The 13,785-nt window shown below is 65.1% G+C and carries 13 protein-coding genes; 6 read left to right on the top strand and 7 right to left on the bottom strand.

Features of this window, described 5'->3' with window-relative positions:
- Window positions 1–2: 2 nt before the first annotated feature.
- From AC22G6_RS06240 to AC22G6_RS06210, 7 genes are all read right to left on the bottom strand, one after another.
- Entirely contained in the window at window positions 3–1,130 is a 1,128-nt protein-coding gene (locus tag AC22G6_RS06240) for a D-alanyl-D-alanine carboxypeptidase family protein (RefSeq protein ID WP_487366055.1), read from the bottom strand.
- Between the two features lie 103 nt (window positions 1,131–1,233).
- Window positions 1,234–2,238: a septal ring lytic transglycosylase RlpA family protein gene (locus AC22G6_RS06235; protein WP_487366054.1), complete on the bottom strand. Its 1,005-nt coding sequence runs from the start codon at window positions 2,236–2,238 to the stop codon at window positions 1,234–1,236.
- A gap of 23 nt (window positions 2,239–2,261) precedes the next feature.
- Entirely contained in the window at window positions 2,262–3,404 is a 1,143-nt protein-coding gene (gene rodA, locus AC22G6_RS06230) for a rod shape-determining protein RodA (RefSeq protein WP_487366053.1), read from the bottom strand.
- Window positions 3,401–5,293 carry a penicillin-binding protein 2 gene (mrdA, locus tag AC22G6_RS06225; protein WP_487366052.1) on the bottom strand — a complete coding sequence of 631 codons (1,893 nt, stop codon included), beginning with the start codon at window positions 5,291–5,293 and terminating at the stop codon, window positions 3,401–3,403. Before mrdA ends, rodA begins: the two co-directional genes overlap by 4 nt.
- A gap of 11 nt (window positions 5,294–5,304) precedes the next feature.
- Window positions 5,305–5,826, bottom strand: a complete 522-nt coding sequence (gene mreD, locus AC22G6_RS06220; protein ID WP_487366051.1) for a rod shape-determining protein MreD — start codon at window positions 5,824–5,826, stop codon at window positions 5,305–5,307.
- A gap of 1 nt (window position 5,827) precedes the next feature.
- Window positions 5,828–6,727: a rod shape-determining protein MreC gene (gene mreC / locus AC22G6_RS06215; RefSeq protein WP_487366050.1), complete on the bottom strand. Its 900-nt coding sequence runs from the start codon at window positions 6,725–6,727 to the stop codon at window positions 5,828–5,830.
- A gap of 55 nt (window positions 6,728–6,782) precedes the next feature.
- Complete coding sequence (locus tag AC22G6_RS06210) at window positions 6,783–7,826, bottom strand: rod shape-determining protein (RefSeq protein WP_108950089.1); 1,044 nt, start codon at window positions 7,824–7,826, stop codon at window positions 6,783–6,785.
- Between the two features lie 114 nt (window positions 7,827–7,940).
- Here AC22G6_RS06210 and gatC point away from each other — a divergent pair, with 114 nt between their 5' ends.
- The 6 genes from gatC (at window position 7,941) to AC22G6_RS06180 (ending at window position 13,745) form a co-directional block, all read left to right on the top strand.
- Complete coding sequence (gatC, locus tag AC22G6_RS06205; protein WP_108950088.1) at window positions 7,941–8,228, top strand: Asp-tRNA(Asn)/Glu-tRNA(Gln) amidotransferase subunit GatC; 288 nt, start codon at window positions 7,941–7,943, stop codon at window positions 8,226–8,228.
- A gap of 79 nt (window positions 8,229–8,307) precedes the next feature.
- Window positions 8,308–9,780 carry an Asp-tRNA(Asn)/Glu-tRNA(Gln) amidotransferase subunit GatA gene (gene gatA, locus AC22G6_RS06200; protein ID WP_487366049.1) on the top strand — a complete coding sequence of 491 codons (1,473 nt, stop codon included), beginning with the start codon at window positions 8,308–8,310 and terminating at the stop codon, window positions 9,778–9,780.
- A gap of 7 nt (window positions 9,781–9,787) precedes the next feature.
- A complete protein-coding gene (locus AC22G6_RS06195; protein WP_487366048.1) occupies window positions 9,788–10,279 on the top strand; it encodes a hypothetical protein in 492 nt (163 codons plus the stop codon).
- Window positions 10,280–10,303: 24 nt separating this feature from the next.
- Complete coding sequence (gatB, locus tag AC22G6_RS06190; RefSeq protein WP_487366047.1) at window positions 10,304–11,776, top strand: Asp-tRNA(Asn)/Glu-tRNA(Gln) amidotransferase subunit GatB; 1,473 nt, start codon at window positions 10,304–10,306, stop codon at window positions 11,774–11,776.
- Window positions 11,777–11,971: 195 nt separating this feature from the next.
- Complete coding sequence (locus AC22G6_RS06185) at window positions 11,972–12,490, top strand: DUF3617 domain-containing protein (protein ID WP_487366046.1); 519 nt, start codon at window positions 11,972–11,974, stop codon at window positions 12,488–12,490.
- Window positions 12,491–12,656: 166 nt separating this feature from the next.
- Window positions 12,657–13,745, top strand: a complete 1,089-nt coding sequence (locus tag AC22G6_RS06180; RefSeq protein ID WP_487366045.1) for a YeeE/YedE family protein — start codon at window positions 12,657–12,659, stop codon at window positions 13,743–13,745.
- Window positions 13,746–13,785 lie beyond the last annotated feature (40 nt).

Genomic DNA, 13,785 nt, shown 5'->3' with positions numbered 1-13,785 from the left:
GCTCAGAGGCTCTTGATCCACAGCACCAGCGCGTCCCAGAAGCGGCCAAAGAACCCGGCCACCGACACGTCCTGCAGCGCCACAACAGGATATTCCCCCAGCACCTTGCCGTCGACACTGAGCTTGAGGGTGCCGATTTCCTGGCCCTTCTGCAGCGGCGCGAGCACTGGCTGCATGCTCTCGAGCGTGGCTTCGACCTTGTCAGCCTGACCCTTGGGCAGCGACAGCACGAAATCGCTGGTGAAGCCGGCCGCCACTTCGTTCTCCTGGCCTTTCCACACGCGGAACTGCGACAGCGCCTGATCGGCGGAATACAGCTTGACCGTGTCGAAGAACTGGAAGCCGAAGTTGAGCAGCTTGAGCGACTCCTGCGCACGCACGGTATCGGACGACGCGCCCAGCACCACCGAGATCAGGCGACGCGGGCCGCGCAAGGCGGTCGACACCAGGCAGTAGCCGGCTGCGCTGGTGTGGCCGGTCTTCATGCCGTCGACCGTGCCGTCCATCCACAGCAGGCGGTTGCGGTTGGGCTGCTTGATGTTGTTGTAGGTGTACTCCTTCATCGAGTACAGCTCGAAGTACTCCGGGAAGTCGCGAATGATCGCCGACGCCAGCAGCGCGAGGTCGTTCGCGGTGGTGTACAGCGCGGGATCGGGCAGGCCGGTGGAGTTGGTGAAGTTGGTGTTCGTCATGCCGAGGCGCTTGGCTTCGCGATTCATCAGCGCAGCAAACGCCTCTTCACTGCCGGCGATGAGTTCGGACAGGGCCACGCAGGCGTCGTTACCGGACTGCACGATCACGCCACGAATCAGCTCCTGCACAGTCACCGGCTTGTTGGGCTCGATGAACATCCGCGAGCCTTCCTGGCGCCACGCCTTCTCCGACACGTTCACCGGCTGCTCCGGCGTGATGCTGCCCGACTTGAGCGCGGAGAAGGTGAGGTAGGCGGTCATCAGCTTGGTCAGCGATGCCGGCTCGATACGCATGTCGGGATCATTGGCGGCGAGCACCTGACCGGTGCTGTGGTCCACCAGTACCCAAGCATTGGCCGCCAGCGCTGGCGCAGGAATGGTCTGGGCGGCTGCCACAAGGGAAAACAGCGAAAACAGGAAAGCAACTAAAAAACGCATCGGAAATGACCAGGTAATTGGAAGGACGGGCGACCCGAAATTATAGGACGCTGCCGGAGAGCTGACCAAAACGGACAGTTTTTGTTTCAAGCTCGGCAAAAAATCAGCGCACGACGACGAAAGGCTGCATTTTCAATGCCGCTGCGATGCGGTCGGCTGCCGAGCGGGCCTCGTCAACCGAGGCGTAAGGCCCGGCATGGAGACGGAAGCGGCTCCCGTCGGCAAACAGCTCGAGGCGATCGGCAAATGCGCTCATCTGCGCCTCGATGGTGGCACGAAAACCCTCGGCGTTGTCGAAGGAGGAGAACGCGCCCAGTTGCAGAAACACCCCGCTACCGGCGGCAGACAGCTGTTGCACCGGCTCATGCGGTCGCGGCGCCACGACCGCAGGCGTTGCCACCGGCTGCGGCGGCTCGCGGTTGGTCATTGGCGGCACCGGATCGGCACTGGCCACCATCGGCAGCTCGTCGGGAAGAATCTGTTCGACCTCGACTTCGGTACTGCCCTGATTGATGTAACCGAGCTTGTAGGCCGCCGTATAGGACAGATCCATCAGGCGGTCCTTGTGAAACGGGCCGCGATCGTTGATGCGCACCACGACCGAATTGCCGGTTGCCAGGCTGGTGACGCGCGCATAGCTCGGAATCGGCAGCGTCGGATGCGCAGCGGTCATCGCATACATGTCGTAAGGCTCGCCGCTTGAGGTGGGCTTGCCGTGGAAGCGACGCCCGTACCAGCTTGCCCGCCCGCGCTCGCGATAGGGCGCAAGTGCGGTCAGCGGGACGTAATCCTGGCCAAACACGTTATACGGCCGGTTGGCAAAACGATGCAGCGGTTCGAGCCGCGGCGACGCATCGGGCACCGCCTCGAGGTTCGACGGCGGGTTGTCATGCGGGCCGTCGTCCTTGTAGTAGCCACCGCCGCGACGCCCGGACTTTGCGGACGACGCGGTCTGTCCGGCGTCGGGCGTCTGCGCCTGCGAGCCGGGCGTGCGCACCGGCGTCTGCCCGCAGGCGGACAGCAGAAGGGTCGCCGCCGCCAGCAGCGCCGCAGTGTAATGGCCCCGGCAGGACATGGTCTCGCGCGCTGCCGCGCACGCAAATCGCATGTTGAGGATCATCGGTTCAGCCTTCAAGTCTTGTTCACAAGCCTGCTGCGGTGAACGCTCATCAGGATACCTACACCCAGACTCAGGGTCACCAGCGCAGTTCCCCCGTAGCTGATGAATGGCAATGGCACGCCCACCACCGGCAGGATGCCGCTCACCATACCCATGTTTACGAAGGCGTAGGTGAAGAAGATCATGGTCACCGCCCCGGCGAGCAGGCGCGTTCCCAGCGTTGGCGCACGTGCCGCGATCAGGAAACCGCGCGCAAACAGCGCCAGATAGATCACCAGCAGCACGAGCGCACCGATCAGGCCAAACTCTTCGGCAAGCACTGCAAAAATGAAGTCGGTATGGCGCTCGGGCAGGAAGGACAGATGGGTCTGGGTGCCATCCATCCAGCCCTTGCCCATGAGCCCACCGGAACCGATGGCGATGGTGGACTGGATGATGTGAAAACCCTTGCCGAGCGGGTCCTGGGTTGGGTCGAGCAGGGTGCACACACGGTGCTTCTGGTAATCGCGCATCCCCACCCACTCGACACCGGGCTGACACAGGGTGTCGCCAAAGGCCACGATGGAGCCGATGCCGACGATGCCCACCACGGCAACCGGCACGATCAGCTTCCACGTCAGTCCGGCAAAGAAGATCACGTAGAAGCCGGCCGCCGCCACCAGCAGGCTGGTACCGAGGTCGGGCTGCTTGACGATGAGCCCGACCGGAACCGCCAGCAACAGGCCGGCGAAGATGAATTCACGCCAGCCGATGCGGCCCTCGCGCTGCTGGAAGAACCAGGCCAGCATCAGCGGCATCGCGATCTTCATCAGCTCGGAGGGCTGGATGCGGGTGACCCCGATATCGAGCCAGCGCTGGGCGCCTTTCGACACCTCGCCGAACAGGGCCACGCCGACCAGCAACACCACGCCCGCCAGATAAAGCGGCAGGGCGAGCGACAGCAGGCGCTGGCTCGGCAGCCAGGCCGCAAACCACATCACGCCGACCGCCACCGCCATGTGCGTCATCTGCGAATCGAGGCGCTCGGGCGAGGCGCTCGACATCAGCACGAAGGCGTAGCCGAAGAGCGCCGCGAGAATCAGCATCAGCACCGGATCGATCGGGCGCAGAAAGGCCTGCAGCAGTCGCAGGGGGTGGAAGCGGTTATCGCTCAATCTGCATTCTCCACCGCATCGACATCCTCCGGCGCCGGCTGGTTGGGGCGCTTGCCCAGCAGGTGATAGTCGATCACCTGACGTGCGATCGGTGCCGCCGACTGCGAACCGAAGCCACCGTTCTCGACCAGCACCGCCAGGGCGATCTTCGGCTTGTCGGCAGGCGCGTAGGCGATGAACCAGGAGTGATCGCGCAGGCGCTCGCGGACCCGCCCCTCGACGTACTTCGACCCCTTGAGCGAGTACACCTGTGCAGTGCCGGTCTTGCCGCCCGATTCATAGGGCGCGCCAGCGAAGGCACGCGAGCCGGTGCCAACCTTGTTGACCTCGACCATGGCGCGCCTGACGGCCGCAACATGCTCGGGCTTGAGCGCGATCTCCCGCACCGGCTCGGGCTCCACCACCCGCTTCTCTCCGGTGCGACTGTCGATGACATGGCGCACGAGATGTGGCCGGAACACCTTGCCGCCATTCACCAGCGCCGCCGTCGCATTGGCCATCTGCAGTGGCGTGTAGGCGTTATAGCCCTGCCCGATGCCGACCGAAATCGTGTCGCCACCATACCAGCGCTGCTGCTCCGGCTTGCGGAAGCGCTTGCGCTTCCACGCCGGCGACGGCAATACGCCTTCGGCCTCGCCGGGCAAGTCGAGCTCCGTTCTCGAGCCGAGTCCGAGCTGGGACATGAAGTTCGCAATGCCCTCGATGCCGAGGTCGTTGGCCAGCTGATAGTAATAGGTGTTGCACGACACCACGATCGACTTGTGCAGATCCACCGTGCCGTGCCCGCCAATCTTGTCGTCCATGAAGCGGTGACCGGCAAAGTTGAAATAGCCCGGGTCCGCAATCGCCTGGGAGGGCGTGCGCTTGCCTGTCGTCAGGCCGGCCAGCGCCATGAAGGGCTTGAACGTGGAGCCAGGCGGATAGGCGCTGTAAATGGCACGGTTGAGCAGCGGATGGTCGGGCGAATCGTTGAGGCCCTTCCAGTCCTGGGTGGAAATGCCGTCCACGAACAGGTTGGGGTCGAAGCTGGGCGCCGACACCAGGGCCAGTACGCCGCCGGTGCTGGGGTCGATCGCGACCAGCGCGCCGCGGCGGTCACCGAACGCCGTCTCGGCGATCTTCTGCAGCTCCATGTCGAGATTGAGCTCAAGGTCGCTCCCGGTCACCGCCGGCGTACTCGATAGCCGTCGCACCGCCCGCCCGCCGGCATTGACCTCGACCTGCTCGAAACCGGTCGTGCCGTGCAGTTCGGCCTCGTAGGACAGCTCCAGACCGCTCTTGCCGATGTGGTCCGACCCGCGGTAGTTGGCCGCGTCGTCGCGCTCTTCGATACGCTCCAGGTCGCGCTGATTGATACGCCCGATGTAACCGACGACATGCGATGCGCTGGCGCCGAGCGGATAGTCGCGGAACAGCCGGGCCTGCACGTCCACGCCGGGGAAGCGGTAGCGCTGGGCGACGAAACGGGCGACCTCCTCGTCACTGAGGCGATTGCGGATCGGCACGCTCTCGAAGCTGCGGCTTTCTTCCAGCAGCTTGCGAAAGCGCCGGCGATCGCGCGCATCGATGGGAACGACCTGATTGAGCGCCTCGATGGTCTCTTCCAGGCCATTGGTACGTGCCGGCGTGATCTCGAGCGTATAGGCGGCATAGTTGCGCGCCAGCACGACGCCGTTGCGGTCGACGATGGTGCCGCGGTTGGGCACGATCGGCAGCAGCGCGATGCGATTGTCCTCGGCACGGGTATGAAAGTAGTCGAACTTCTGCACCTGCAGGTAGTAGAAGCGCGACGCAAGCAGCAGGAAGCACACCAGCGCGAACACCCCCGCCACCAGCACGCGCCAGCGAAAGCGTGATGAATCCTGCTCGGGAGCATGAAACGAAATCATGTCACCGGGCATCAGATGGGCCGGTTGTCGTCACGGTCGGCGGGCTGGTACTGCGGCAGCAGGAGCAGATACATCAGCGGCCACCACAGCAATACGCCGGTGAAGCTCGACAGAAAATACGACCACCCCGGAAACTCCGCACCGGCAATCAGGCGCACCGCCACCATCAGGGCCTGCGTGAGCAGCAGCATCGGCAGCACATGCAGCGCCTGCTGCAGCGCCGAAAACCACATCAGCCGGCGCGCCAGGCCATTGGCGAGGTAGGCGAGCACCACATAGGCCAGGGCATGCTGCCCCATTGCCGCGCCCTGCCCGATATCGACCAGCAAGCCGAAGAAGAAACCCGCGCCCATGCCGATGCGCAGCGGCTCGCGGATACACCAGAAGGCCAGCACCAGCGCGACCCAGTCCGGCACGCCGGGAAGGCGCCCGGTGGGCACATAGACCAGGCCGAGCGCAACCAGCAGGCTGAAATGGATGAACCACAGCCGGACCGGCAACAGGATGCGACTGGAACGATTGGTCGGTTGCATGTCAGGGCGCCGTCACGGGCTGAGCGGGTGGCACGGCGTCGCTCTCGACCGGCCGCGGCGGCGGCAGCACCTGACGCCCGAGCACCAGCACCTGGGCACTGCGTTCGACGCCGGCCAGCGGGCGGCACATGATGCGGGCAAAGGCATCGGATTCGCGGTCAACCGACTCGACCTCGGCCACCGGCAGGCCGGGCACGAAAACGCCGTCCAGCCCCGAGGTCACCAGCGTGTCGCCGGCCTGAATGTCGGCGGTGGCAATCACGAACCTCACTTCGAGCCGTCCCTGCCCGATGCCGAACAGCACCCCGCGCAAGCCATTGCGCAGGACCTGCACCGGAATCGCCTGGTTGCGGTCGGTCAGCAAGGTGACTTCGGACTGGATCGGATACACACGGGTCACCTGACCGAGCACGCCGGCAGCGTCCACGACGGCAAGGCCGGCCTCGACCCCTTGCTGCGCGCCACGGTCGAGAATGACCTTGCGCGCAAACGGGTCCGGTGCGTCGTACAGGATGTCGGCGGCGATGCTGCGCACGCCCACGCGCTGGGACATCTCGAGCAAGCCGCGCAACTGGGCGTTTTCGCGCTCAAGCAGTTCGAAGCGCAGCAGACGCTCACCGCTGCCAAGCTGCTTGCGCCTCAGCTCGGCATTTTCGAGCTGCACACGCACCAGGGTCGCAAAATACACCGAGGCGTTGCGCACGAAGTCGGCCGGCGTAGCCGCGGCCATCTGCAAGGGGTAGGTTGCGACGGACAGCCCCTGCCGCAGCACTTCGAGATAACGAAAGCGCAGATCGGCCACCAGGATCATCAGGCACAGCGAGACGAACAGCAGCAGGCGAACCAGCGGTGCCGGTCCACGATTGAAGATAGGGGGCGGTTGATGGCCGGCGAAGGTCATCCGGAACGTCCTGGTTCAGCAAGGGCCCGGCGACAGCATCGCCGGGCCCTGCAGGTCAATCCGAGGTGAAGATGGAGCCAAGCTTGTCCATCTTGTCCAGCGCCATGCCGCATCCGCGCGCGACGCAGGTCAAGGGTTCTTCGGCGACAATGACGGGCAGGCCGGTCTCTTCCATCAGCAGGCGGTCGAGATCGCGCAACAGGGCGCCACCACCGGTGAGCACCATGCCGCGGTCGGCGATGTCTGCGCCCAGTTCAGGCGGAGTCTGCTCGAGCGCAATCTTGACCGCCGAGACGATCTGATTGAGCGGCTCGGTCAGCGCCTCGAGAATTTCGTTCGACGAGATCGTGAAGCTGCGCGGAATGCCCTCGGCCAGGTTGCGGCCCTTGACTTCCATCTCACGCACCTCGGAGCCGGGGAAGGCCGAGCCGATCTCTTTCTTGATGTTCTCGGCAGTGGTGTCGCCGATCAGCATGCCGTAGTTGCGACGGATGTAGTTGACGATCGAATCGTCGAACTTGTCGCCGCCGACGCGGACGCTGCCCGCATACACCATGCCGCCAAGCGAGATCACGCCGACTTCGGTCGTGCCGCCACCGATGTCGACCACCATCGAGCCAAGCGCATCCGACACCGGCAGGCCGGCGCCGATCGCGGCAGCCATCGGCTCCTCGATCAGGTACACCTGCGAGGCACCCGCTGCCAGCGCCGCGTCGCGGATGGCGCGGCGTTCGACCTGGGTCGAGCCGCAGGGCACGCAGACGATGATGCGCGGACTGGGCGAAAGCAGGCGCGAATCGTGAACCTTCTTGATGAACTGCTTGATCATCTGCTCGGTGACGACGAAATCGGCGATCACGCCGTCTTTCATCGGCCGGATCGCCGTGATGTTGCCCGGCGTCTTGCCGAGCATCTGTTTGGCCGCAGAGCCCACTGCCTGAATGGTGCGCTTGGCATTGGGGCCGCCTTCGGTGCGGATGGCCACAACCGAGGGTTCGTCGAGCACGATGCCTTTGCCACGCACGTAAATCAGCGTGTTGGCGGTGCCGAGGTCGATCGCTAGATCGCTTGAAAAATAGGAACGCAGAAAACCGAACATTGGGGATTCCGAAACCGGTGAGAAGATGCGCCGCAGGGGGCCGGCCCTGAGCAGGGCCAAAGGCGATTATGATAACCTACAAACCTTTGTGGATTCAGCAGGTTTTGTTACTTCATGTCGCTTACCAATGAACAGGTCGGGCGCATCGCCCGTCTAGCCCGTCTTGCGATTTCCGAAACCGAGATCGATGCCACCCGCACGAAGCTCGATGGCATTTTCGGCCTGATCGAGCAGATGCAGGCCGTTGACACCACCGGCATCGAGCCCATGAGCCATCCGCAGGAACTCGCCACCCGACTGCGCGACGACGCCGTGACCGAATCCGATCGCCGCGCCGCCTTCCAGGCCGTCGCTCCGCAGACCGAGGCCGGGCTCTACCTGGTGCCCAAAGTCATCGAATGAACCTTCACGGGGCGCCCGCGACGCATCACGTGCGTGCAGGGTGCATCCCGTGGCCATCCTATCAGCAAGCAGCCACGACATGATCAATGCGTCACTCTCCGCCCTGCGCAGCGCGCTGGACGACAAGCAGATTTCCAGCGTCGAGCTCGCCGGGCTCTTCCTCGACCGCATCGAGGCCCGCAACCCGACGCTGAACGCCTTCATCACCATCGACGGTGAGGGTGCGCTGGCCGCCGCCAGTGCCGCCGACGCGCGCATCGCCCGCGGCGAGGCCGGCCCCCTGACAGGCATCCCGCTCGCCCACAAGGACGTGTTCTGCACCGAAGGCGTGCTCACGACCTGCGGCTCGAAGATGCTCTCAAACTTCGTCAGCCCCTACGACGCGCACGTCGTGTCGCTGCTGAAGAACGCCGGCGCCGTCAGCCTGGGCAAGACCAACATGGACGAGTTCGCAATGGGCTCCTCCAACGAAAACTCGCATTTCGGCCCGGCGCGCAACCCGTGGAACCCCGGCCATGTGCCCGGCGGCTCGTCCGGTGGCTCGGCCGCAGCGGTTGCAGCGCGCCTGGTGCCGATCGCGACCGGTACCGACACCGGTGGCTCGGTGCGCCAGCCGGCCGCGTTCACCGGCGTCACCGGCATCAAGCCGACTTACGGGGCGGTCAGCCGTTACGGCATGATCGCCTACGCTTCCTCCCTCGACCAGGGCGGCGCATTCGGCGCCTCGGCCGAAGACTGCGCGCTGCTGCTGTCGGCCATGACCGGCTTCGATGCGCGCGACTCCACCAGCCTCGACCGCCCGACCGAGAACTACGCTGACGCGCTTGCGCCTGGCAGCTCGGACAAGCCGCTTGCCGGCCTGCGCATCGGCCTGCCGCGCGAGTTTTTCGCCGACGGCATGAGCGACGAAGTACGCGCCGCCATCGACGCCGCAATCGAGCAATACCGCGCACTCGGCGCCACCACGGTCGAGGTCAGCCTGCCCAACGCCAAGCTGGCCATCCCGGCCTATTACGTGATTGCGCCCGCCGAAGCCTCGAGCAACCTGAGCCGCTTCGACGGCGTGCGTTTCGGTCATCGTGCCGCCGAGTACGGCGACCTCAACGACATGTACTGCAAGAGCCGCGCCGAAGGCTTCGGGGCCGAGGTCAAGCGCCGCATCCTGGTCGGTACCTATGTGCTCTCGCACGGCTACTACGACGCCTATTACCTGCAGGCGCAGAAGCTGCGCCGCCTGATCGCCGAGGATTTCCGCAAGGCGCTGAGCGAATGCGACGTCATCGCCGGCCCCACCAGCCCGACCACCGCGTGGGCGCTGGGCGCGATGGGTGATGACCCGGTGCAGATGTACCTCGCCGACATCTACACCATTGCGGTGAACCTCGCCGGCCTGCCCGGCCTGTCCCACCCCTGCGGCTTTGGGGCCGGCTCGCTGCCCGTGGGCATGCAGCTGATCGGCAACTATTTTGCCGAAGGCAAGCTGCTCGCGACCGCCCACCAGTACCAGCAGGCGACCGACTGGCATCTTCAGCGCCCCGCCGATGTTCTGTGAGAACGCAATGATCCACCGCCTGCTTTCCCGCTACCTCACGCCGCTTGCAGCCACGGTGCTGATGGCCGCCTGCGCCACCCCGACGGTCTACCAGCAGGACACCGGTACCGTCATGGAGCACCCGTCCGAGGCCGGCGGCCGGCTCAAGCCGATGCCGATCCGCCCGCTCAACGTGCAGGCCGACTGCCGCTTCAAGGACGAAGTCGGCTACAGCGGAAGTGCGCTGCTTGACGTCAGCTACTCCGAAGTCAGCCGCTTCAAGGCCTCGGTCAGCGTCCCCAAGCGTGGCAGCTGCCACTTCGATCTCGCCGACTTCGAGCAGGTACGCAAGGAGCCCCACGTCGAACTGCGGGCCAGCGATGGCTGCGTTGTGCGCATGTGGGAACAGGGCGACCAGGTCACCGTCGCCTTCGCCCAGTGCGCCAGCCGCTGCGATCGCAACACCTTTGATTACGTATGGCCCATCCTGGTGGATCGGCCGAGCGGTCTCTGCAACTGACCGCCAGCAATAACGGATACAGACATGAGCAGATCGGATTGGGAAGTCGTCATTGGCCTGGAAGTTCACGCCCAGCTCAACACCGCTTCCAAGATATTTTCCGGCACCAGCACCGCCTTCGGCGCCGAACCCAATGTGCAGGCGAGCGCAGTGGATATCGCCCTGCCCGGCGTGCTGCCGGTGCTCAACCGCGGCGCAGTCGAACGCGCGATCCGGCTTGGCCTCGCGCTCGGCTCGCACATCGCGCCCAAGAGCGTGTTCGCACGCAAGAACTACTTCTACCCCGACCTCCCCAAGGGCTACCAGATCAGCCAGTTCGAGCTGCCGGTGGTGCAGGGCGGCACCATCACCATCCGCGTCGGCGAGGGTGAATCCGCCTACGAGAAGACCGTACAGCTGACCCGCGCCCACCTAGAGGAAGACGCCGGCAAGAGCCTGCACGAAGACTTCCACGGCATGAGCGGCATCGACCTCAACCGTGCCGGCACGCCGCTGCTCGAAATTGTCTCCGAGCCAGACATGCGCTCGTCGGCCGAGGCCGTGGCCTATGCCCGCGCCCTGCACGCGCTGGTGCGCTGGATCGATATCTGCGACGGCAACATGCAGGAAGGCTCCTTCCGCTGCGACGCCAACGTCTCGGTGCGCAAGTGGGGCGCCGAACAGTTCGGCACCCGGCGCGAGATCAAGAACCTGAACTCCTTCCGCTTCCTGCAGCAGGCCATCGACTACGAGGTGCAGTGGCAGATCGACACCATTGAGGACGGTGGCACCATCCAGCAGGCCACCGTGCTGTTCGATCCGGACACCGGCGAGACACGCATGATGCGCTCCAAGGAAGATGCGCACGACTACCGCTACTTCCCCGATCCCGACCTGCTGCCGCTGGTGATCGACGAAGCGTGGATCGACCGCGTGCGCAGTGAGATGCCCGAACTCCCGGTTGCGATGAAGGACCGCTTCATCGCCGAACTCGGCCTGTCGGCCTACGACGCTGCGGCGCTGACCGCCTCCAAGGAAATCGCGGCCTATTTCCAGGCCGCGATGGACGCAGCAGGCAGCGCCAACGCTGCCCAGGTGGCCAAGCTGTGCGCCAACTGGATCATGGGCGAGCTCGCCGCACGCCTGAACAAGGCCGATCTCGACATCGCAGCCTCCCCGGTTGCGCCCGCCCAGCTCGCCGGGCTGGTGTCGCGCATCGCCGACAGCACCATCTCCAATGCCATCGCACGCAAAGTGTTTGAAGCACTGTGGAATGGTGAGGGCGCGAGCGCTGACGAAGTCATCGACAAGCAGGGCCTGAAGCAGGTCACCGACAGCGGCGCGATCGAAGCCATGATCGACGAGGTGCTGGCAGCCAACCAGAAATCCGTCGAGGAGTTCCGCGCGGGCAAGGAGAAGGCCTTCAACGCCTTGGTCGGCCAGGTGATGAAGGCCAGCAAGGGAAAGGCCAGCCCGGCCCAGGTCAACGACTTGCTGCGCAAGAAGCTCGCCGGCTGATCCCGCTGCACTGATGCCTGAGACGCCCGGTTGCCATGATGGCAGCCGGGCGTTTTTCTTTGGCGGGGCATGTATCCGCGGCCAGGCGCGCCCCGGCCGGTACGCGCTGTTTCACCGCAGCCCGGCAGCCGGATTCCCTTTCGCTGCGGGGCTGACTATGCTTCAGGGATGTCACCAAGCAGCGGAGCCGACATCATGCGCACCTCGTCATCCCTTCTCGTCACCTTTGTGCTGAGCACCACATTGATCGGCACCAGCCTTGCCGAAATGCCGGCAGACATGCCGAAACGAAAGCCCGGCCTGTGGGAGATGAAGACCTCGATGGCAGAGATGGGCGGCATCGGACAGACCTTCAACATGTGTGTCGGCCCCGAGACCGACGACCTCATCGCACAGCAGGACAGGGGCGAGTGCGCACAGAAGTCCTACCGCCGCGACGGCGACCGCATCCTGTTCAAGGCGGTGTGCAAGGTCGAGGGCAGCACCGCAACGATCGAGGGCGTGTTCTCGGGCGATTTCGTGAACCGCTACAGTGGCGAGATTCGCAGCACCTATGCGCCGCCGCTGCAAGGCATGAAATCCATGACGATGAAGCAGGATGCGCGCTGGCTGGGCGCCTGCAGGCAGGGACAGAAGCCTGGCGACGTCATGATGCAGGGCATGAACGGCATCAATGTTGAGGAGCTGATGAAGAACATGCCGCACGTGCGCTGACGCCCCCGCCGCGCTGCGGCAACAGGCCTGTCCGGCTGCGCAACAGACGACCACTCACGGGTTGAGGAAGGTCAATGCACACCCCTTTCATTCGGTACATTCTTATATGCTTCAATACTGACGATACCGGTTGAACAAAGCCGGACGCTGCGTGATGGAGACAATCATGCCGGACCTGACAGACATCATCGAATGGCTGGGCGAAGATCGCAGCCTTGCGCTCGGCGGACTGCTGATCGGCGCCCTTTTCGGCGCCTTCGCCCAGCGCTCGCGTTTCTGCCTGCGCGCGGCCGTGGTCGAGGTGGCGCGCGGACAGCTCGGCGCCAAGCTCTCGGTCTGGCTGCTGGCCTTCTCCGCCGCAATCATCGTCACGCAACTGCTGCATCTCAGCGGACGCTTCGATACCGCCAACGTCCGCCAGCTCGCGAGCCAGGGCAGCCTGTCGGGGGCGCTGATCGGCGGCCTGATGTTCGGCACCGGCATGATCCTCGCCCGTGGCTGCTCCAGCCGCCTGCTGGTGCTGGCGGCAAATGGCAACCTGCGCGCACTGCTCTCCGGCCTGATCTTCGCGGTCACCGCACAGGCGTCGATGACCGGCATCCTCTCGCCCCTGCGCGAAACCATCGGTACGTGGTGGACGATCGATGGCGGCAACGCCCGCGACCTGCTCGCCTACGTCGGCATCGGGCACGGCGGCGGTTTCGCCTTCGGTCTGTTGTGGTTGCTCGCAGGCGCCTGGTTTGCCAGCCGCCACCGCATCACCGGCTGGGCCTGGGCGGGCGGCCTCGGCGCCGGTGTGATGGTGGCGCTCGCGTGGTGGTTCACCTACGAGATGTCTTCGCGCACCTTCGATCCGACCCCGATCAAGAGCCTGTCCTTCACCGGCCCCTCGGCCGACGTGCTGATGCTGGTGCTGTCGCCGCCAGGCAGACTGCTCGACTTCGACCTCGGCATGGTTCCGGGCGTATTCCTCGGCTCCTTTCTTGCCGCCCTGCTGAGCCGCGAGCTCAAGCTCGAGGGCTTTCAGGGCGGACACGCGATGCGCCGCTACATCGTCGGCGCCCTGCTGATGGGCTTTGGCGGCATGCTGGCCGGCGGCTGCGCAGTGGGTGCCGGAATCTCGGGCGCATCGGTGTTTGCGGTAACTGCCTGGGTGACCCTGTCGGGGATGTGGGCCGGCGCCAGCCTGACCGACTGGGTGATCGACCGCAAGCTCGCGCCCCACCCCCTGCCGGCCACCGCCGTCAGCCCCTGAAACGGCGCCCCGGGCAGCGCAACGCTATAATCGGAAGCAT

The sequence above is a fragment of the Parazoarcus sp. PS-13 R2A genome (assembly GCF_057621855.1).
Note: the sequence above shows the minus strand (reverse complement) of the source record. Positions and strands in the feature narration are given on the sequence as shown.